This window comes from Pseudarthrobacter sp. DSP2-3-2b1, from assembly GCF_049895945.1.
Classification (GTDB): domain Bacteria; phylum Actinomycetota; class Actinomycetes; order Actinomycetales; family Micrococcaceae; genus Arthrobacter.
In genome coordinates, this window is sequence record NZ_JAFCTI010000010.1 from 110,997 (window position 1) to 129,199 (window position 18,203).

Here is an 18,203-nt window from a genome sequence, read left to right on the forward strand (position 1 = left end):
GACTCCGATCCGTCCGCTAAAGCAGCCTTGGTGCCCATTTATAATTGGGGCTTGACGAGGGGGGCCGGACACCTTTTCGAAAAGGTGACCGGCCGTCGTCGTTGGTTGCTGTGGTTCAGCCCAGTGTTCAGCTGGCCTTCTGCAGGCCGGTGCGGGCCATGGCGTCCGCGTACGCTACGCGCATGTCCTCGAGGTACTGTTCCTGCCGGGCCGGCGTTCCGGCGAAGGCGCGGCCGCTGAGGCTGCGGACCTTGTAGGTCTTCAGGCCGCGGCGCCAGATCATGGGAACCTCGGTCTTCAGGAGCAGATTGGCCAGGCGGTTGGCTTCGGTGCCGTGAGCCACGATCACCGAGGCGCGGGGCACCAGGGCAAGGAACTTGAGCAGCGGCTTGAGGCCGGAGGAAATCTGGTCCGGCGTGAACTTGCCGTTGGCCTCACCGTCGGTGTGCCACGGGTGGACATTCCACGGCATGACACACTCGGGGCGCAGGCCCAGCTTCCACTGGATGCCCAGCATGCGGGTGGTGGCGTCGTCGTCGCCCGCGGTGATGAAGCCGGAGGGATCCGCCTCGCCGATGTTGGAGAAGAGGCTGATGATGCGGCACTGGTCGATGTCGTGCATCGGGTCAACGTAGGGGACCACGGTGTGCGGCTTGACGCTCTGCAGCGAATCGCACAGCTCGTTGACTGCCCCAACATTGGGCTCGTAACGGCGGTTCAGGAGCTGTTCACGGAAGGATTCGGGTGCCAGGGCTGTCATGAAGTGCAATGTCTCCTGCGGGGATCGGTGCTGCTGCCAATCCGGAAAATGGGCGCGTGTTGGGCACGGCAAGTCCGGGGTGGTTTGAAATGTGATGTGGACCGATTCCTGGTCGGTCTCTATCAGTTTAGCAAGCCCCGCAAAATGCAGGGCCCCTCCCGGGCCTCCTCGTGATGGAAGGCACAGGACGGACCCTGCGGCTGGATCGAAAATACCTACCAGAGGCGCTTGGTGGCGCGGCGCACCTTCGCCGAGGGCGTCCAGCGAGACCACGCCGGGAATGATGACCTAATGGCCTTATACTCCTCACGCATCACGTCTGCACAGGCGTAGAGCAGCTCTTCGTCGGATGTGTAGTACTTGTTGGCCACGCGGGCGCAGGACCCGGGGGACAGGGACGCCACGAAGCCGGTGCGCCAGGATCCCTGAGGAAGGATCGGTGTAGGCGTGGCGGTTTCCTTCGCGGCGTTGGCGGCGATCAGCTCAGGCGTGCGGGGCCCGGGCAAGTCAGGGCCGGATTGTTTCGTATGTGAACCTTGCCAGGCCGAACGAGTGGAGAAACCCCGGCATCGGCTAAACTTGGGTGGTAAGAGCCCCGAACTCTTGCGTGGCAGGGCGTCCTGAACGCTCCCGTCAGGCTGTTGCCTTCGGGGCGTTCTCATGAACGGCGCCGGCCTTCGGTGAACCGTCCGGTGTACCACCGGCGGGTCAACCGGGAGTGCGGCCCGAACGAATGGGGGAGGATCCCATGCCAGCAATCGTGATCGTAGGAGCCCAGTGGGGCGACGAAGGAAAAGGCAAGGCCACAGATCTCTTGGGTGGCCGTGTGGACTACGTCGTTAAGCCCAATGGTGGCAATAATGCCGGGCACACCGTCGTCGTAGGCGGTGAGAAGTACGAGCTCAAGCTCCTTCCGGCCGGCATCCTCAGCCCCAACGCGGTTCCCATCATCGGAAACGGCTGCGTGGTGAACCTGGAGGCCCTGTTCCAGGAAATTGATGGCCTGGAGGCACGTGGTGCGGACACGTCCAAACTGCGCGTTTCGGCCAATGCCCACCTGGTGGCGCCTTACCACCAGGTCCTGGACAAGGTCACCGAGCGCTTCCTCGGCAGCCGCGCCATCGGCACCACCGGCCGAGGCATCGGCCCCGCCTACATGGACAAGGTGGCCCGCCTGGGCATCCGCGTCCAGGACGTCTTTGACGAATCCATCCTCCGCCAGAAGGTGGAAGGCTCGCTGCGCCAGAAGAACGAACTCCTGGTCAAGGTCTACAACCGCCGCGACATCGAGGTGGAGGAGATCGTCAGCTACTTCCTTTCCTTCGCCGAACGCCTGCGCCCGCTGGTCATCGACAGCACCTTCGTCCTGAACAAGGCGCTGGACGAGGGCAAGGTGGTGCTCATGGAGGGCGGCCAGGCCACCTTCCTGGACGTGGACCACGGGACGTACCCATTCGTCACGTCCTCCAACCCGACGGCGGGCGGCGCGTCAGTGGGCTCCGGCATCGGACCCACCCGCATCTCGCGTTCCATCGGCATCATCAAGGCCTACACCACGCGCGTCGGCGCCGGACCGTTCCCCACGGAACTGTTCGACGAGATGGGCATGTACCTGCAGAAGACCGGCGGTGAGTTCGGCGTCAACACCGGCCGCCCGCGCCGTTGCGGCTGGTACGACGCCGTCCTGGCCCGCCACGCCTCCCGCGTCAACGGCTTCACGGACTACTTCGTCACCAAGCTGGATGTCCTGACCGGCATCGAGCAGATCCCGGTCTGTGTGGCCTACGACGTCGACGGCGTACGGCACGACGAAATGCCCATGACGCAGACCGAATTCCACCACGCGGTACCCATATTCGAGTACTTCGAAGGCTGGACCGAGGACATCACCGGCGCCCGCACCCTGGAGGACCTCCCGGAGAACGCCCGGAACTACGTGCTCGCCCTGGAGAAGCTCTCCGGCACGCGGTTCTCCGCGATCGGCGTTGGCCCTGACCGGGACCAGACCATCGTGGTCAACGACCTCATCAAGGACTAAAGCAACACCAGTACGACGCCGGCGGGTCACCTGAAATGGTGGCCCGCCGGCGTCGTCAGTTAACGGAGGGTGGGTTGGGCTCCGCCGCCCAGGGCGGCGGCCTCCCGGCGGCGTTATGCAATGTACCGTGTTAGGCAATTTACGGTGTTATGCAATTTACACAGGGTTTACCCGGCCGGTCTTGTGAGGCCGCCGCTGCGGCGGCCAGACTCTTAAGCACACCCTGAACTGATCAACAGATCGTTCGACCAGACCCGCGGGACCGGATGCAGCAACGCATCACGGCAGGCCGGTGGCGAAGACGTCGCCGGAGCAGATCACCCGCAGAGCGGAAGGATTTCCCATGGCCGGGATGTTTGAAGTTTTTGTGGACGCCGATGCGCAGTTCAGGTTCCGGCTGATGGGGCCGGACGGAACCGTGATGGCCGTGTCGGAGGCGTTCGCTGACAAGCCGGCGGTGGCTGCCGGGATCGCAGCTGTGCGTGAGTGCGCCGGGACGGGGCTGGTCACAGACCTTTCACGCGTTTCTCCGCCAACCGCAGCAGCGCGGCCGCAGCCGGTACCTGAGCCCGTTGCAGCCCAGCCGGTTTCAGCCCCGCCGGCCTGCGACGAGCAACTGGTTCCGGCGGCCAGGCTCCGCGCCTTTGCCCATGCCACGTCTCCGCGGCGGCAGGCAGCCACGCCGCGCTGGATCGGAGCAGCGCAGGCCCCCGCATGAGGGTAAGTCCGGCCCCTGCCTGAGGCTGCTTTCAGGGCCGCCAAAAGTTTTTCAAAGTTTTTTGTGACCGGGCGTAACCCTTTGGCCAGTGTCAGCGATTACCCCTATGAAGCGCCGGTCTGGAACTTGTCCCCCATCACGTTCCAGCCCGGCCTTTTTGTTCCCCCAGCCGGCTCGTGGGGTTGCCGGCAGCACGGTTACCGGAGGGTAAAGTTGGCGGGGCAAGCCCCTTCCCCTTCACCGAAAGCCCTGCGTCCCGTGACCGATGCGCTGACAGACGACGTATTGCGTGCCCGCGCCCGCGATCCGGAGCTGTTCAACATCGTGTACCGAACGTATGCGTCGCAGGTCCTGGGCTACCTCACAGCCCGCGGAGTAGAAGATCCGGAGGCGGTTATGCAGGAAGTCTTCCTCGCCGTCCTGCCGCGGCTCGAGACAGTCACCGGCGGGGTTGCCGGGCTGCGCACATTCGTTTTTTCTGTGGCCCATGCCCGCATGGTGGACGATCACCGGCGGCAGCGGCGCGCACCTGTTGAACTGCCGTTCGAACCGGACCTGGACCGGCGCGAGGACACATCGGCCGAAACTGAAGTTCTCCAAAAAATCTCCCCCCAGGAAGTCCTGGACCTGCTCGGCGGTCTGCCGGACGAGCAGCGGGAAGTTTTGTCCCTGCGCCTCGTCGGCGGCCTGACAGTCGATCAGGTCGCGGACATCATGGGGAAAACCGCCGGCGCTGTAAAGCAGCTGCAGCGCCGTGCATTGGTCAAACTCCGCGAGGAGTCCGCTGTAAAGGAATATGTGGTGCCATGAATGCCCCTTCCAGTCCGGTGATTACCCGGTCCCTTGCCCGGACCGTGGATGACATGCTGCTCGACGCCGGAGAGACGGATGCCAGGCTCCGCGCCGCGCTGCTCTCCTTGGGGTCCCTTCGTTCCCTCCCGGTCCCCGAGCCCGGCGCAGAACTTGCGGCCCTGCTTCTGTCCGGTCCGGCCCATCAGCTGGAGCGCCACCGCCTGCTCCGCCGGCACCGGGGCTCCGTGGTGGGACTCGCCGTCATCGCCGGCATGGGGCTCGGCGTCACGGGAGTGGCCGCCACGGGGCCGGTCCCTGACGGGTCCACGGGCAGCTCTGTCCAGCAGATACTCGCTGACTGGAGCCCCGCCTGGACCATCGCGGCAGCTCCGCTTGCCGCTCCGGAGGACGCCGGCCTCCCTATGGAGCTGCAGGCGCCCGGGGACCAGACAATTGGCGGACAGGCGGCCGGGGATGGCACTGAAGGCCAGGCTGGCCCTTCCGGCCCACGATCCGCCGAGCCCGGGAACACAGGGGCGGAGGCGTCCCAGCCCGGAACCGGGCAGCAGGTCCCCTCGGATTCCGCGGGCAAGGGGAAGGGAGCGGACGGCTCCCCGTCGAAAGCGGACGACGACGGCGGAGCAGGCAATGCGGCAGGCGGCAACGCCGGCGGTACTGCTGCGAAGGACGCCGGGACCGGCGAAGGCGGAGAACCGGCAGGCAAAGCCAATTCTGACGCCACCGGAGGGCAGGACAAGGCCGGAAGGTCCGGCGCGGTGGCCCCTACCGTGGAGGGAGCCTCCTCCTCACTGGCAAAGACTGGAAGGGCCGTTGCCGGCAAAGCTGACGCCGGCGTGACCTGGCTGAACAAGTTCAGCCGCTGACCGCCCACCCGGCGCGAAGAGTGCGCGGGGCGGGCGGCAGGAGTGGGGCAGCAGCGGTCAGGAAAGCAGCTGACGCTTCGAAGAGATCACGCCGGTATCGAAGCCGGCCAGGTGCAGGCCGCCATGGAACCGGGCGTGCTCAATTTTCACGCAGCGGTCCATCACCACGTTGAGCCCCGCCGCCTCAGCGTCTGCGGCCACTTCCTCGTGCCAGGAGCCCAGCTGCAGCCACAGGGTTTTGGCCCCCGCAGCGATGGTCTCTGCCAGGACGCCCGGTAGGTCATCGTGCTTGCGGAACACATCCACGATGTCCGGGCTCTCGGGAAGATCGGCAAGCGTCGCAAACGTGGGCTGCCCCAGGATTTCCTTCACCACCGGGTTCACGAAATAGACCTTGTACCTTGTGGAGGATTGCAGGTATGTCGCCACGAAGTAGCTGGCCCGCGAGGGTTTGTCCGAGGCGCCCACGATCGCAATGGACTTAGCCTGCCGCAACAGGTTTAGGCGTTCGGGCGCGGACGGTCCGGTCCAGGTGCGTTCGGCCGTGCTCATGCGATGGCTCCAATCGTGCAGGAATCCGCGGGTTCGGTGGCCGTGCCGCCGGCGGCAGGGACCGTCGCCGAGGCCTCGCTTAGAGCCTGGTCCAGGTCCCAGAGGATGTCATCGAGGTCCTCAAGGCCAATGGAAATCCTTACCAGGTCCTCGGGTACTCCGGCTGTTGCCAGCTGCTCCGGGCTCAGCTGCTGGTGGGTGGTGGATCCGGGGTGGATGACCAGGGTGCGGGAATCACCCACGTTGGCCAGGTGGGAGGCGAGCTGCAGGGATTCGATGAATTTCTGCCCGGCTGCGCGGCCGCCCTTCACACCGAAGGAAAAGACGGAGCCCGGGCCTTTGGGCAGGTACTTCCTGGCACGCTCGAAGTGCGGGTGTGAGGGCAGGCCGGAGAAGTTCACGTACGCCACCCGCCCGTCCGCCTCCAGCCACTCCGCAACCGCCTGCGCGTTCTTCAGGTGCTCGTCCAGGCGCTGCGGGAGGGTTTCCACGCCCTGCAGGAGCTGGAACGCGGACTGTGGGCTAAGGGCCGGGCCGATGTCGCGCAGCTGCTCGCAGCGGAGCTTGGTCAGGAAGCCGTACTCGCCGAAGTTGCCCCACCAGGAGACGTTGCCGTAGGAGGCCACCGGTTCGGTCATGGTGGGGAACTTGCCATTGCCCCAGTCGAACCGGCCGCTCTCGACGATCACGCCGCCGAGGGTGGTGCCGTGGCCGCCCAGGAACTTGGTGGCGGAGTGGATGACAATATCGGCTCCGTGCTCGATCGGCCGCACGAGGTACGGCGTGCTCAAGGTGGCGTCCACCACGAGGGGGATGCCGGCGTCGCGCGCTACCTTCGCCAGCCCCTCCAGGTCCTGGACCTCCGAGGACGGGTTGGCCACCACCTCGACGAAGATTGCCTTGGTGTTTTCCCGGACGGCAGCGGCGTAGTCAGCGGGGTCGGTGCCGGGAACAAAGGTGGTGTCCACGCCAAAACGTCGCAGGGTCACATCCAGCTGGGTGACCGTTCCGCCGTACAGCTGGGAGGCAGCCACAATGTGGTCGCCGGCCTGGGTCAGCGCCGCGAAGGTGATGAATTCGGCCGCCATGCCCGACGACGTTGCCACCGCCCCGATGCCGCCCTCCAGGGACGCGATGCGCTCCTCGAAGGCGGCCACTGTGGGGTTGCCGATCCGGGAGTAGATGTTGCCGTACTTCTGCAGGGCGAAAAGGTTGGCGGCGTCCTGGGTGTCCTTGAACACGAAGGACGTGGTCTGGTAGATCGGCACCGCGCGGGCGCCGTGCTCGGCGTCGGGGGTGCCGCCGGCGTGCAGGGCGCGGGTGCGGAAGCCAAACTTGCGGTCAGCCATCAGACGCCCGCCTCAACCTTCGCGGCCGCCGGAGTTCCGGACAGGTCCAGCTCGGTGCCGTGCTTGCGGGCGAGGTCGGCTTCAAGCTCGCGGACAATCGGCAGGATGTCCGCACCGAAAGCAGCCACTTCCTCCTGGAAGTGCAGGTAGCCGGTGAGGAACAGGTTCACGCCGATCTTCTTGTATTCCACGATCCGCTCGGCGATCTGCTCAGGGGTTCCGATCAGCTGCGTCTTGAAGCCGTCGTTGTACTGGACCAGGTCCTCGAAGCTGGAATCGGCCCACATGCCCTTGCCGTCCTTGGTGGACGCTCCGGCTTCCTGGACGGCGTCGCGGAAGCCCTGGACGGCGGGCTTGTGCGCCTTCGCCACGATTTCGCGGAGCGTGTCCCGGGCCTCCTTCTCAGAGTCGCGGGCGATGACGAAGCCGTTGAGGCCAAATCTCGGAGAGGGCAAAGCGGCAGTCAGTGCGCCGTCAGTGCCGCGCGTGGTTTCCCGCCCGCTTTCTCCTGCGGAAGCGACCACCCCGGCGATGTTCTCCTTGAACCCTTCAAGGTCCTTGCCGTTGGAGAAGTACCAGTCGGCCACGCGGCCCGCGGTGGCCTGGGCCGCCGTCGAGTTGCCGCCAAAGAAGATCTCCGGGTGCGCCCGGCCCGGAACGTCCACGGGGGCCGGGTTCAGCGTGAAGTCGGTGATGTTGTAGTACTTGCCGGCCTGGCTGTACTCCTGCTCGGTCCAGAGGCCGCGGAGGACCTTGATGAACTCCTCGGTGCGGACGTAGCGTTCATCGTGTTCCAGCCAGTCGAGGCCGAAGTTCGTGAACTCGTTCTTGAGCCAGCCGGAGACGATGTTCACGGCGGCGCGGCCGTTGGAGATGTGGTCCGCGGTGATGATGAACTTGGCCAGCACGCCGGGGTGCCACATGCCCGGGTGGACGGCGGCGATGACCTTGAGGCGCTCGGTGGCGGCCAGCAGGGCGAGGCTGAACGAGGTGGCCTCGTGCTGCTTGTCCGCGCCGTAGGAGGCGGCGTAGCGGGTCTGCGTCAGCGCGTATTCGAAGCCGGAATTTTCGGCAATTTGAGCGAGCTTCCTGTTGTAGTCGAAGTCCCAGCCGGTTCGCTGTTCGATGGTGGAGACCACCAGGCCGCCGGAAACGTTCGGCACCCAGTACGCGAACTTCAGCGGTTCGGAAAGACGGGCAACGTTGCTGATGTCATTCATGAATTTTCCTTTGCTAGGGTCCGCTCGCGCAGGACGTCCTGGATGCCGGCGATCGCCGGTTCGTTCTGGAGTGAGGTGATATCGCCCAGGGCGGTCCCCTCGAAGAGTTGGGTCAGCAGCCGGCGCATGATCTTGCCGCTGCGGGTTTTGGGCACGTCCTGGACCACGACGACGTCGCGCGGCTTAGCGATCGGGCCGATCGCCTTCGCGACGTGGTTCCGGAGTTCCGCGCCGACTTCCCCGGAAACCCCGGATTTAAGGACAACGAAAGCAACAATCGCGTGCCCGGTCTTCGCATCCGCGACCGGACAGACGCCCGCCTCCACCACGTGCGGGTGTGACACGAGGGCGGACTCGATCTCGATGGTGGAGAGCAGGTGGCCCGAGACGTTCAGGGTGTCGTCCACGCGGCCCAGGATCCAGATGTCGCCGTCGGCGTCGTATTTGGCGCCGTCGCCGGCCAGGAACCAGCCCTGTTCCACGTACTTGCTCCAGTAGGAGTCGTAGTAGCGGCGGGGGTTTCCCCAGACCGTTCGCGCGATAGCCGGCCCGGGGGTGTCAACCACGATGAAACCCTGGACACCGGGCGGCACTGTCTTGCCGGCGTCGTCCACGATCCTGGTGCTGACGCCGGGCAACGCGCGGGCGGCGCAGCCCGGTTTGAAGTGGGTGTCCGTGGGCGCGGGGGAGAGGATGGTGGCGCCGGTTTCGGACTGCCACCAGGTGTCCACCACGGGAGCGGTGCCGGCACCCACGTTCCGGCGCAGCCAGCGCCAGGCCTCGGGATTGACCGCCTCGCCCACGGTGCCCAGCATCCGGATGGACGAGAGGTCATAGGTGTCCGGCACGCCGTCCGGGAACCAGCCCATAAGCGAGCGGACCAGCGTGGGTGCGGTGTAGTACTGGGTGACGCCGTAGCGTTCAATGATTTCGAAGTGCCGGCCGGGATGCGGGGTGTTGGGGGTGCCCTCGAAGATCACCTGCGTCACGCCGTTGGAGAGCGGACCGTAGATTTCGTAGGTGTGCGCCGTGACCCAGGCCAGGTCCGCGGTGCACCAGTGCACGTCCGCGTCCCGGAGTGCGGGGTCCGGGTTGCTGAACAGGTGCTCGAAGCTCCAGGACGCCTGCGTGAGGTAACCGCCGGAGGTGTGCACCAGGCCCTTGGGCTTACCGGTGGTCCCGGAGGTGTACATGATGAACAGGGGAGTCTCGGCGTCGAACGCTTCCGGCTCGTGGAGTTCCGAAGCGCGCCCGACGGCGTCATGCCACCACACGTCGCGGCCTTCGGTCATGTGGACGCTCGCCAGTTCGTCGGCGGGGGTGGTGCGGTTGACCACCAGCACGTGCTCGATCGCGTTCTGGCCGGCGACCGCAGCGTCAGCGTTGTCCTTGACCGGCACGGCGACGCCGCGGCGGAACTGGCCGTCAGTGGTCACCAGGAGCTTGGCGCCGGTGTCCTCCACCCGGAACTTCAGTGCCTCGGCGGAGAAACCGCCGAACACCAGGGAGTGGATGGCGCCGATGCGGGCCACTGCGAGGGTGATGATGACAGTTTCGGGGATAACCGGCAGGTATATGACCACGCGGTCGCCCTTGGTGATTCCCAGGGCCAGGAGCGCATTGGCCGCCTTGGACACGTCGCGCTGCAGCTCCGCATACGTGATGGCGCGGCGGTCCCCGGGCTCGCCTTCGAAGTAAAGGGCCACCTTCTCGCCGCGGCCGTTGGCCACGTGGCGGTCCACGCAGTTGTACGCGACGTTGAGCTTGCCGCCTTCAAACCAGGTGATCTCGGGGCCTTTTCCGGCTTCTGCGTCGGCCGGGATGCGGCGGTGCGCGGTGTGCCAGGGTTTGCCGCCAGGGTTTCCCTTGGGCGCTGCCCAGTCAAGGCGGAGAGCCTGCTGTTCCCAAAAGGCAACAGTGTCTTGGGGCGTTTCCTGGATTGGCGGCTTGGCTTCCGGATCCGTGGCCGTGGTGGTGCTGCTGTGACGGGCCGGCCCGCCGGACGCTTCGCCGTGCACAGCGAGGTCCTGCAACCCGGTCGAGGACCATCCCGATGGGCTATTGGCGGGGCCGGCCGCGTCACGCAACCCTGCTCCGATCGCCGTCGCGTTCGAAGTGGTGTGGAGGGATTCCGCGGGCACACCTGGTGGGGCCGTGCTGGCGGAACCCGGAGGGGAAATCGGGTTCAAAAATGGCGTGGCAGGATAAATCTCCTGGGTCATGGGTATGCTCCATCGATCCTGGCGGTAGCACCCTGCAGTTTGGTTAAGGATGGTCGCCTCAACTGTGCTGCCATGACGGCGGCAAGCGTCGCCCAGGGATGCTGCGGCGTCATAGATCCAGGTCTCTCGGCCGCTCGGGATGGTCACTACCACTACAGCCGAACCGCACGGTCCGCGGCAAATTCCGCGCCGGGCAGCGTAATATTCGTTCATGCCAGCATCGCAGGCGCGCGATCATTCAATTGTTCGGCGATGTGGGGGAGGGTTCGCGCTGTAGTCTTGCATCATGGCCCACGTCAACGATCCAGCCGTTATTGAACGCCTTATGCGAAACAAAGGGCGGTGGGCGATCGTGGGCCTGACCACCAATGAATGGCGGGCCGCCTATGACACGTCACTCTTCATCCGGGACAGGCTTGGCATGGAAATCATCCCCGTGAACCTGCCGGGAGACGCTGTGCACGGCGATACCGGGTACCGGACGCTGGCCGATATTCCGTCGGAAAAGCATCCTCTCGACGTCGTTGATTGCTTCGTCAACTCGTACAAGGTCGGCGCTGTGATTGACCAGGCGATCGCTGCAGGAGCCAAGGCCGTGTGGCTGCAGCTGGGCGTTATTGACGAGGCCGCCGCCGAGCGTGCCAAGGCCGCCGGGCTGGACGTCGTGATGAACGCCTGCCCGGCCCAGCAGGCCTGGAAGTACGATCTCTGACCCAGGCTCCCGGCGGGGTCAGCCTTTCATGAGCTCCGGGTAGTGGCGCTCCGCGACGTCCGGGTGGGCCCGCATCCGGCCCTTGAGCATGTTCATGCCGAATGAGGCGAGCATCGGGTTGGACGGGTCGTCGGACAGCCCGCGCGCCTGTGCCTTAAGTTCGGGCGGCAGGGGCACCGGGTCAATCACGGCGTCCAGCCTCGGTGACCAGAAAAAGGGTACTGAATACCGGTCCACACCGGGCGGCGGCGCCTTGACGCGGTGGATGGTGGCGGCCAGGTAGCCTTCCGTGGCCACTTCCAGCATTTCGCCCAGGTTCACCACCAGGGCGCCCGGAATGTAGTCCACCTCAACCCATTCACGCATTCCGGGCGGCAGCACCTCCAGCCCGCCCACCTCGTCCTGGAGCAGGAGGGTCACAAAGCCATAGTCTGCGTGCGATCCCACGCCCTGGTCACCGGCCTCTGCAACCACGCCGCCCACGTAGTGCACCAGTTTGCCCATCCAGGCGGGTTCGTCGCCGAAAGGTTCGTCGAAGTGGTCTTCGGGCAGCCCCAGGGCAACGGCGATGCCACGCAGGAGTTCCATGCCCACCGCGGACATCAGATCCGCCCAGGCCATGGCCGCCGGCTTGAGCTCGGGCAGTGTCTCGTCCGGCCACAGATTATGGCCCTGGAGCAGCCAGTACGGCTGGTCCGCCGGGTAGTCGGGGATGGGATCGCGCTCGGGGGAGTAGTCGATCTGCTCGCGTGCGTCCGCCCGTCCCTGGGTGACCTCCGTGCCCATCCGGGTGTAGCCGCGGAAGTGGGGTGAGAGCCGGTTGTCCAGCTTCATTCGCTCCTCAAGCGGCAAGTCAAAGAAGCGTTTGATGAGGCCGAGGAGCTCCTCGGCCTGGCCGGGAGCCGCACCGTAGCCCGTGATCTGGAAGAAACCCACGTTGTGGGCGGCGTCCCGCAGCTGTTCGATGAATTCCGGGCTGAAGGAACCGTAGGGCTGACGCGCGGTGCTCAAGTCCAGAACAGGGATGGTGGCCTGGTCAGGTGACATCTTCGCAGACTAGCACCGCCGCGAACGGCTTTGTAGGCTCACAGGATGGAACCAGCTGAGCTCAGGGAGATCTGCCTTTCTTTTCCCGGCGCATACGAAGATTTTCCGTTCGGACCGGAGACCTCGGTCTTCAAGGTGAGGGCAGCGGTGGCCGGCGGCAGCAGGCAGGACGCGAAGATGTTCGCCTCCTCCACCCTGGACGCGGATGACCTTTCCGTCAGCCTCAAATGCGAGCCGGCGCTGGCCGAGCAGCTCCGCGCAGCCCACCCGGGGATCACCGGTGCCTGGCATATGAACAAGACCCACTGGAATGGCGTGAAATTGGACGGTGCCCTTCCGGACTCTATGGTCCGGGACATGGTGGAGGACTCCTACGATCTGGTGGTGGCCACTCTGAGCCGGAAGCAGCAGGAACAGCTGGGCTGGGCCCGGCTGGCATCTTTGCCTTATCCAGGAGCCACGGGAGCTGATCCCGTATGAGCAGCAAGAGGCTGGTGGGCGGCCGGCTCGATTACCCGGGTGTGGGAGCCACCGAGAACGGGCGGCCACCGGAGGGGTACCCCAGCCTGGTGTCCCAGGCCTACCTCGGCGACGGGGTTGCGCTGTACCGCCGGGTGGCGCAGGGAATCCTGACCTGGGAACTGCAGCGGCGGTCGGGGCTGCGCGTCCGGGCCGAGTCCGACGCCGTCCGGCCGGGAACGCGTGTGGTGAGCGGATTCGGCGTCGGGCCTTTCCGGATCAACGCCCCCTGCGAAGTGGTGTGGGTGCGGCGGCCGGTGCCAGGCGACGGTCCGCAGTCGGCCGGCTTTGGGTACGGCACACTGCCGGGACATCCGGCGCGGGGCGAAGAAGCCTTTGAGGTGGAGATCGACGCCACCGTGCGGGTGTTTCTGAAGATCACGGCCTTCAGCAAGCCGGCCAACTGGATCTACCGCGTCGGGGGCCCGGTGACCAGGGCGGCGCAGAGGCACGTCACTTCGCGATACCTTGAAGGGGCACGCCAACTCGCCGCAGGCTGAGCGGCCAACCTCCCGGAAACGGACGGAAATTCCATGATCTTCATCGTCGTCAAATTCAAGGTCAAACCCGAGTGGTCCGAACGCTGGCTGGGCCTCGTGGACGGGTTCACCCAGGCCACCCGGCAGGAGCCCGGAAACTTGTGGTTCGACTGGTCCCGCAGCGTGGAGGATCCCCACGAGTTCGTTCTGGTGGAAGCCTTCAAGGACGACGCCGCCGCTGACCACGTCAACAGCCCGCACTTCAAGCAGGCCATGGCGGACATGCCCCAGGCCCTGGCCGAGACGCCGCAGATCATCAGCCGCCAGTTCGACGGCGAGGGCTGGGACAGGATGGGCGAGCTCACCATCTGACCCCATGGTTACGATGGGGACATGTGGATCGGCTGGATTGAATTCGACATCCTCCTGGGCGATGTCCAAAGCCTGAAAGAGAAACGCTCCGTCATCAGGCCGCTCCTCGCCGAGGTCAAGCGCCGGTTCGATGTGTCGGTTGCTGAAGTGGGCGGCCACGAACAGTACCGGCGCTCGCAGGTGGGCGCGGGCCTGGTGGCAGCAGACCGGGCGCACCTCGTGGAGGTGCTCACCGCCGTCGAACGCTTTGTGGCGAACCGGCCTGAATTCGAGCTGCTCAGTTCACGTCAGCGGGAGCTCCACAGCGAAGATTAACCCCCCATCGATTGCTCCAACAAAGCCCTTTTGGAGCCTCAAAACGGCCATTACGGAGCAATCGATGCGGGGTGTGGATAACTTCTGCAGCGCATGCAGCATTCTGCTCTGATGAGATCTATGAAGACCGCACGTCCGCTGCCCGATGATTTTCAGAATCGACCCTTCACCGTGTCGGACGCCGCGCGCGCCGGGGTATCGCAAAAGCGGCTGCGGCACCGCGGCCTGCACCGCCTGGGTAAGGGGATCCGATCGGAGAGCCCGACGGCGGAGCTCCCCTTGAGCATCAGGGTGCGGCCCTTCACTGAGGTCAACGAGCGGTGCGCCGCATCGCACCTCACTGCGGCAGAGCTCCTGGTCCTGCCGCGACGCCAGCAGAAGGAGAACCCGGAGATGTACCACATCATCAGGCCCGAGGGTGCAGCCCACCTTAACAGGCCGCACGTCAACGTGCACAGAATGAAGCTCTACAGCGACGAGGTCACCACAGTCGAGGGGATTCCTGTGACCACCCCGGAGCGCACGTGGCTTGATATGGCGGAGATGCTGACCCTGGACGAGCTCGTGGCCATGGGGGACAGTTGTGTGCGGATGCCGAGGACAGACCTTGAGGGCAGGGACATGCCGCTCTGCAGTCTGGCCGATCTTCAGCGAATGATCGACAGGCATAAGGGAAAGCGCGGACTGCGGAGAGCCAAGGAAGCGATCAGACTCATCCGGGTGGGTTCGGACTCACCACAGGAGACGCTGTTGAGGCTGGCAGTTGTGAGGGCCGGGCTGCCGGAACCGGAGTTGAACGTGCCTATCATCGGCGACGACGGCCTGCGCCACCACGAGCCCGACCTTTCCTACCGCAAGTACCGTATCGGAATCGAGTACGAAGGCGAGCATCACGGTCAGGACCTACAGATCGTCCGGGACATTGCGCGCTCAGAACGCTATGTGGCCTTGGGGTGGACGGAGGTCCGCATTTCCACGCGGCATATGCTGAACGACGCGAAGCCTGCAGTCATCAAGATCCGGGCGGCGCTGGTCCAGGCGGGCTGGCGCAAGGGTGCTTAAGCATCGATTGCTCCGTACCGGCCCTTCTGAAGGTTCAAAGGGGCGGTTACGGAGCAATCGATGAGAGGGCTAGCCGAAGTACTTCGGCAGGGTTGCCTCGTGGGCTTCGCGGAGGACATCGAGGGACAGGGTGTCCACGCCGTTGATCTCCAGCTCGCCGCTGGCCGCATCCACAACGCCAATCCGGGTGTGGGCGAAGCCGCGGGCGGTGCACATGTCCGTGAACCGGATTTCCTCGGAGCGGGGCACACCAACAACGGCGCGGCCCTGGGTCTCGGAGAACAGGGCCGTGAACAGGTCAACGCCGTCACGGTCCATGACATCCTGCAGGGCGATCCGGGCACCCACGCCGTAGCGCAGCGAGGACTCAACCAGGGCTGCCGCGAGGCCGCCCTCGGAGAGGTCGTGAGCCGAATCAACCATGCCGTCACGGGATGCGTTGATCAGGATTTCACCCAGTGCCCGCTCGGCGGCGAGGTTAACCTTGGGAGGAAGCCCGCCGAGGTGGCCACGCATGTTTGCCCACTCGGAGCCGTCCAGCTCAGCCGCGGTGGTGCCCAGCAGGTAGATGGCCTGGCCATCCTCACGCCAGCCCGACGGCGTGCGGCGGGCGACGTCGTCGAGCTTTCCGAGAACTGCCACCACGGGGGAGGGGTGGATGGGCGTGGTGCCCGTCTGGTTGTACAGCGAGACGTTGCCGCCCGTGACCGGGATGCCCAGCACCATGCAGGCGTCGGACAGGCCGCGGATGGCCTCGGCGAGCTGCCACATGACATCCGGGTCCTCGGGGGAGCCGAAGTTCAGGCAGTCGCTGACGGCCATGGGAACGGCGCCGGAGGTGGCCACGTTGCGGTAGGCCTCGGCCAGTGCCAGCTGTGCCCCGTGGTACGGGTCAAGGTAGGTGTAGCGGCCGTTGGCGTCGGTGGCCAGGGCGACGCCCAGGCCGGTTTCCTCGTCCACGCGGACCACGCCGGCATCGTCCGGGAACGCCAAAGCGGTGTTGCCGCCGACGTAGCGGTCGTACTGGTTGGTGATCCAGTCCTTGCTGCACATGTTCGGTGAGGCGATGAGCTCGGTGACAGCGGCCGCCAGTGCGGTGGGGGACGAGGGACGTCCGGCGTCCTGGACGGAGCCGGTGAAGGTGTCCGCCTGGAGGGAGTCCTGCCACTCGGGGCGGGCAAACGGGCGGTCGTAGACCGGTCCGTCGTGGGCCACGGTGCGCGGGTCAACGTCCACGATGACCACGCCGTCCCAGGTGATGATGAGGCGGCCGGTGTCGGTGACCTCGCCGAGCCAGGAGTATTCCACGGCCCACTTGTCCATCACAGCTTCGAAGGCAGCGATGTTCTCGGGGGTGACCACGGCCATCATGCGTTCCTGCGACTCCGACATCAGGATTTCGCCGGGGGTCAGGGTGGGGTCGCGGAGCAGGACGGAGGTCAGCTCAACTTCCATGCCGCCGTCGCCGTTGGAGGCCAGTTCCGAGGTGGCGCAGGAGATTCCTGCGGCGCCGAGGTCCTGGATGCCCTCAACGAGCGAGCCCTTGAACAGCTCAAGGCAGCACTCGATCAGGACCTTCTCGGCGAACGGGTCCCCCACCTGGACGGCAGGACGCTTGGACGGCTTGGTGTTGTCGAACGACTCCGAGGCGAGCACCGAGGCGCCGCCAATGCCGTCGCCACCGGTGCGGGCACCGAACAGCACAACCCTGTTGCCCTTGCCCGAGGCGTTCGCCAGGCGGATGTCCTCGTGGCGCATCACCCCGACAGCCAGCGCGTTGACCAGCGGGTTGCCCTGGTACACGGAGTCGAAGACCATTTCGCCGCCGATGTTGGGCAGGCCAAGGGAGTTGCCGTACCCGCCGATGCCGGCAACAGCACCGTGCATAACGCGGGCGGTGTCCGGGTGGTCGATCGCGCCGAAGCGGAGCGGATCCATCACTGCCACCGGGCGGGCGCCCATGGAGATGATGTCGCGGACAATGCCGCCGATGCCGGTGGCGGCACCCTGGTAGGGCTCCACGAACGACGGCGAGTTGTGGGACTCGATCTTGAAGGTCACGGCCCAGCCGTCGCCCAGGTTGGTGACGCCGGCGTTTTCGCCGATGCCCACCAGCATGTCCTTCTTCATTTCCTCGGTCACCTTCTCGCCGAACTGGCGCAGGTGGTTCTTGGAGGACTTGTAGGAGCAGTGCTCGCTCCACATGACCGAGTACATGGCGAGCTCGGCGCCGGTGGGGCGCCGGCCCAGGACCTTGACTACTTCGTCGAACTCGTTCTGCTTCAGGCCCAGTTCGGCCCAGGGAAGCTCGGTGTCCGGCGTCTTGGCGGCGTTCTCGACGGTGTCGATGTTGAACTTCTTGGTGGTTTCCGTGGTCATTTGGCGCCTCCCACAATCTTGTTCAAAACGGAGGTGAAGAAACCGAGGCCGTCGGTATCGGACCCGCCGATCCCGGCCCCGCCGGACCCTGCAGACTGCGGGCCGAAGCCCACCTCCACGGCGTGCTCCGGGTGCGGCATGAGGCCCACCACGTTGCCGGCGGCGTTGGAGATGCCGGCGATGTCGCGGCGTGAGCCGTTCGGGTTGAAGCCCACGTAGCGGAACACCACGCGGCCTTCGGCCTCGAGCGCGTCCAGAACCTTTTCGTCGGCGATGTACTGGCCGTCCTGGTTCTTCAGCGGAACGGTGATTTCCTGGCCGGAATCGTAGTCCAGGGTCCAGGCGGTGTTGCTGTTTTCGACCCGCAGCACCTGGTCGCGGCACATGAACTTCAGGTGGTCGTTCTTGATCATGGAGCCGGGCAGCAGGTGCGATTCGGTCAGGATCTGGAAGCCGTTGCAGATACCCAGGACGGGCAGCCTGGCGTCAGAGTTGGCCGCATCGATGATCTTGGACATCAATGGCGCGAAGCGGGCAATGGCACCGGCGCGGAGGTAGTCGCCGTAGGAGAATCCTCCGGGAATCACGACGGCGTCAACGTCGCCCAGGGCGGTGTCCGCGTGCCAGAGCGGCACCGCGGTGCCGCCGGCGAGCCGGACTGCACGGGCGGCGTCGCGGTCGTCCAGTGTGCCGGGGAAGGTGACAACGCCGATCCGGGCGCCTGCCAGGCGCGGCTCGGCGGCGACGGCGGTTGCCTCGCCGATCAGGGGAAGTTCAGTCATC

General features: G+C 65.7%; 18 protein-coding genes and 1 pseudogene. 10 read left to right on the forward strand and 9 right to left on the reverse strand.

Translation table 11 applies throughout. The features are described 5' to 3' along the window. Positions 1–127: 127 nt before the first annotated feature. Positions 128–760, reverse strand: a complete 633-nt coding sequence (locus ACP7AX_RS13540) for a uracil-DNA glycosylase (protein ID WP_426226971.1) — start codon at positions 758–760, stop codon at positions 128–130. Positions 761–1,050: 290 nt separating this feature from the next. After that, positions 1,051–1,170, reverse strand: a pseudogene (locus tag ACP7AX_RS13545) (epoxyalkane--coenzyme M transferase); the annotation flags it as partial. A gap of 338 nt (positions 1,171–1,508) precedes the next feature. Here ACP7AX_RS13545 and ACP7AX_RS13550 point away from each other — a divergent pair. From ACP7AX_RS13550 to ACP7AX_RS13565, 4 genes are all read left to right on the forward strand, one after another. Continuing rightward, positions 1,509–2,798 carry an adenylosuccinate synthase gene (locus ACP7AX_RS13550; protein WP_108598990.1) on the forward strand — a complete coding sequence of 430 codons (1,290 nt, stop codon included), beginning with the start codon at positions 1,509–1,511 and terminating at the stop codon, positions 2,796–2,798. 343 nt (positions 2,799–3,141) lie between these two features. Beyond that, on the forward strand, positions 3,142–3,516 hold the full coding sequence (locus ACP7AX_RS13555) for a YegP family protein (RefSeq protein ID WP_426226973.1): 375 nt from the start codon (positions 3,142–3,144) through the stop codon (positions 3,514–3,516). A 258-nt stretch (positions 3,517–3,774) separates the two neighbouring features. Then, entirely contained in the window at positions 3,775–4,326 is a 552-nt protein-coding gene (locus ACP7AX_RS13560; protein ID WP_131684597.1) for a sigma-70 family RNA polymerase sigma factor, read from the forward strand. Further along, positions 4,323–5,192 (forward strand): hypothetical protein, encoded by an 870-nt coding sequence (locus tag ACP7AX_RS13565; RefSeq protein ID WP_426226976.1) that lies wholly within the window; start codon positions 4,323–4,325, stop codon positions 5,190–5,192. Before ACP7AX_RS13560 ends, ACP7AX_RS13565 begins: the two co-directional genes overlap by 4 nt. Positions 5,193–5,249: 57 nt before the next feature. On the opposite strand, the gene ACP7AX_RS13570 is transcribed toward ACP7AX_RS13565, so the two are convergent. The 4 genes from ACP7AX_RS13570 to acs are packed head-to-tail and all read right to left on the reverse strand — an operon-like array spanning position 5,250 to position 10,535. Beyond that, positions 5,250–5,744, reverse strand: a complete 495-nt coding sequence (locus ACP7AX_RS13570; protein ID WP_426226978.1) for a CoA-binding protein — start codon at positions 5,742–5,744, stop codon at positions 5,250–5,252. After that, positions 5,741–7,093, reverse strand: a complete 1,353-nt coding sequence (locus ACP7AX_RS13575; protein WP_426226980.1) for an O-acetylhomoserine aminocarboxypropyltransferase/cysteine synthase family protein — start codon at positions 7,091–7,093, stop codon at positions 5,741–5,743. The genes ACP7AX_RS13570 and ACP7AX_RS13575 overlap by 4 nt, the downstream gene beginning before the upstream one ends. Then, complete coding sequence (sfnG, locus tag ACP7AX_RS13580) at positions 7,093–8,313, reverse strand: dimethylsulfone monooxygenase SfnG (RefSeq protein WP_426226982.1); 1,221 nt, start codon at positions 8,311–8,313, stop codon at positions 7,093–7,095. The genes ACP7AX_RS13575 and sfnG overlap by 1 nt, the downstream gene beginning before the upstream one ends. After that, entirely contained in the window at positions 8,310–10,535 is a 2,226-nt protein-coding gene (gene acs / locus ACP7AX_RS13585; RefSeq protein WP_426226984.1) for an acetate--CoA ligase, read from the reverse strand. Before acs ends, sfnG begins: the two co-directional genes overlap by 4 nt. Before the next feature lie 286 nt (positions 10,536–10,821). Between acs and ACP7AX_RS13590 the strand changes: the two genes are divergently transcribed. Beyond that, positions 10,822–11,247 carry a CoA-binding protein gene (locus tag ACP7AX_RS13590; protein ID WP_426226986.1) on the forward strand — a complete coding sequence of 142 codons (426 nt, stop codon included), beginning with the start codon at positions 10,822–10,824 and terminating at the stop codon, positions 11,245–11,247. Between the two features lie 18 nt (positions 11,248–11,265). Here the strand turns inward: ACP7AX_RS13590 and ACP7AX_RS13595 are convergent, their stop codons facing one another. Beyond that, complete coding sequence (locus ACP7AX_RS13595) at positions 11,266–12,294, reverse strand: isopenicillin N synthase family dioxygenase (RefSeq protein WP_426226988.1); 1,029 nt, start codon at positions 12,292–12,294, stop codon at positions 11,266–11,268. 45 nt (positions 12,295–12,339) lie between these two features. Here ACP7AX_RS13595 and ACP7AX_RS13600 point away from each other — a divergent pair, with 45 nt between their 5' ends. From ACP7AX_RS13600 to ACP7AX_RS13620, 5 genes are all read left to right on the forward strand, one after another. Next, positions 12,340–12,774 (forward strand): MmcQ/YjbR family DNA-binding protein, encoded by a 435-nt coding sequence (locus tag ACP7AX_RS13600; protein ID WP_131684590.1) that lies wholly within the window; start codon positions 12,340–12,342, stop codon positions 12,772–12,774. Beyond that, the gene (locus ACP7AX_RS13605; protein ID WP_426226991.1) at positions 12,771–13,313 is read left to right on the forward strand and encodes a DUF1990 family protein; all 543 of its coding nucleotides are present in this window, start codon (positions 12,771–12,773) and stop codon (positions 13,311–13,313) included. The genes ACP7AX_RS13600 and ACP7AX_RS13605 overlap by 4 nt, the downstream gene beginning before the upstream one ends. A 33-nt stretch (positions 13,314–13,346) precedes the next feature. Then, positions 13,347–13,664, forward strand: a complete 318-nt coding sequence (locus tag ACP7AX_RS13610) for a putative quinol monooxygenase (protein WP_426226993.1) — start codon at positions 13,347–13,349, stop codon at positions 13,662–13,664. Positions 13,665–13,685: 21 nt separating this feature from the next. After that, the gene (locus ACP7AX_RS13615) at positions 13,686–13,979 is read left to right on the forward strand and encodes a DUF503 domain-containing protein (protein ID WP_108598600.1); all 294 of its coding nucleotides are present in this window, start codon (positions 13,686–13,688) and stop codon (positions 13,977–13,979) included. A gap of 111 nt (positions 13,980–14,090) precedes the next feature. Next, complete coding sequence (locus tag ACP7AX_RS13620) at positions 14,091–15,041, forward strand: hypothetical protein (RefSeq protein ID WP_426226995.1); 951 nt, start codon at positions 14,091–14,093, stop codon at positions 15,039–15,041. 69 nt (positions 15,042–15,110) lie between these two features. On the opposite strand, the gene purL is transcribed toward ACP7AX_RS13620, so the two are convergent. Both purL and purQ read right to left on the reverse strand, forming a co-directional pair. Then, positions 15,111–17,420: a phosphoribosylformylglycinamidine synthase subunit PurL gene (gene purL, locus ACP7AX_RS13625; protein WP_426226997.1), complete on the reverse strand. Its 2,310-nt coding sequence runs from the start codon at positions 17,418–17,420 to the stop codon at positions 15,111–15,113. After that, positions 17,417–18,202 carry a phosphoribosylformylglycinamidine synthase subunit PurQ gene (purQ, locus tag ACP7AX_RS13630; RefSeq protein WP_426226999.1) on the reverse strand — a complete coding sequence of 262 codons (786 nt, stop codon included), beginning with the start codon at positions 18,200–18,202 and terminating at the stop codon, positions 17,417–17,419. The genes purL and purQ overlap by 4 nt, the downstream gene beginning before the upstream one ends. Position 18,203 lies beyond the last annotated feature (1 nt).

What these genes read in the sequence shown, in the direction of transcription:
- ACP7AX_RS13575 (WP_426226980.1), bottom strand. Translation starts at nt 7,093, where the DNA reads ATGGCTGACCGCAAGTTTGGCTTCCGCACCCGCGCCCTGCACGCCGGC.
- ACP7AX_RS13600 (WP_131684590.1), top strand. Translation starts at nt 12,340, where the DNA reads ATGGAACCAGCTGAGCTCAGGGAGATCTGCCTTTCTTTTCCCGGCGCA.
- ACP7AX_RS13540 (WP_426226971.1), bottom strand. Translation starts at nt 760, where the DNA reads ATGACAGCCCTGGCACCCGAATCCTTCCGTGAACAGCTCCTGAACCGC.
- ACP7AX_RS13555 (WP_426226973.1), top strand. Translation starts at nt 3,142, where the DNA reads ATGGCCGGGATGTTTGAAGTTTTTGTGGACGCCGATGCGCAGTTCAGG.
- ACP7AX_RS13615 (WP_108598600.1), top strand. Translation starts at nt 13,686, where the DNA reads ATGTGGATCGGCTGGATTGAATTCGACATCCTCCTGGGCGATGTCCAA.
- purL (WP_426226997.1), bottom strand. Translation starts at nt 17,420, where the DNA reads ATGACCACGGAAACCACCAAGAAGTTCAACATCGACACCGTCGAGAAC.
- ACP7AX_RS13610 (WP_426226993.1), top strand. Translation starts at nt 13,347, where the DNA reads ATGATCTTCATCGTCGTCAAATTCAAGGTCAAACCCGAGTGGTCCGAA.
- acs (WP_426226984.1), bottom strand. Translation starts at nt 10,535, where the DNA reads ATGACCCAGGAGATTTATCCTGCCACGCCATTTTTGAACCCGATTTCC.
- ACP7AX_RS13590 (WP_426226986.1), top strand. Translation starts at nt 10,822, where the DNA reads ATGGCCCACGTCAACGATCCAGCCGTTATTGAACGCCTTATGCGAAAC.
- ACP7AX_RS13595 (WP_426226988.1), bottom strand. Translation starts at nt 12,294, where the DNA reads ATGTCACCTGACCAGGCCACCATCCCTGTTCTGGACTTGAGCACCGCG.
- purQ (WP_426226999.1), bottom strand. Translation starts at nt 18,202, where the DNA reads ATGACTGAACTTCCCCTGATCGGCGAGGCAACCGCCGTCGCCGCCGAG.
- sfnG (WP_426226982.1), bottom strand. Translation starts at nt 8,313, where the DNA reads ATGAATGACATCAGCAACGTTGCCCGTCTTTCCGAACCGCTGAAGTTC.
- ACP7AX_RS13550 (WP_108598990.1), top strand. Translation starts at nt 1,509, where the DNA reads ATGCCAGCAATCGTGATCGTAGGAGCCCAGTGGGGCGACGAAGGAAAA.
- ACP7AX_RS13620 (WP_426226995.1), top strand. Translation starts at nt 14,091, where the DNA reads ATGAGATCTATGAAGACCGCACGTCCGCTGCCCGATGATTTTCAGAAT.
- ACP7AX_RS13570 (WP_426226978.1), bottom strand. Translation starts at nt 5,744, where the DNA reads ATGAGCACGGCCGAACGCACCTGGACCGGACCGTCCGCGCCCGAACGC.
- ACP7AX_RS13605 (WP_426226991.1), top strand. Translation starts at nt 12,771, where the DNA reads ATGAGCAGCAAGAGGCTGGTGGGCGGCCGGCTCGATTACCCGGGTGTG.
- ACP7AX_RS13565 (WP_426226976.1), top strand. Translation starts at nt 4,323, where the DNA reads ATGAATGCCCCTTCCAGTCCGGTGATTACCCGGTCCCTTGCCCGGACC.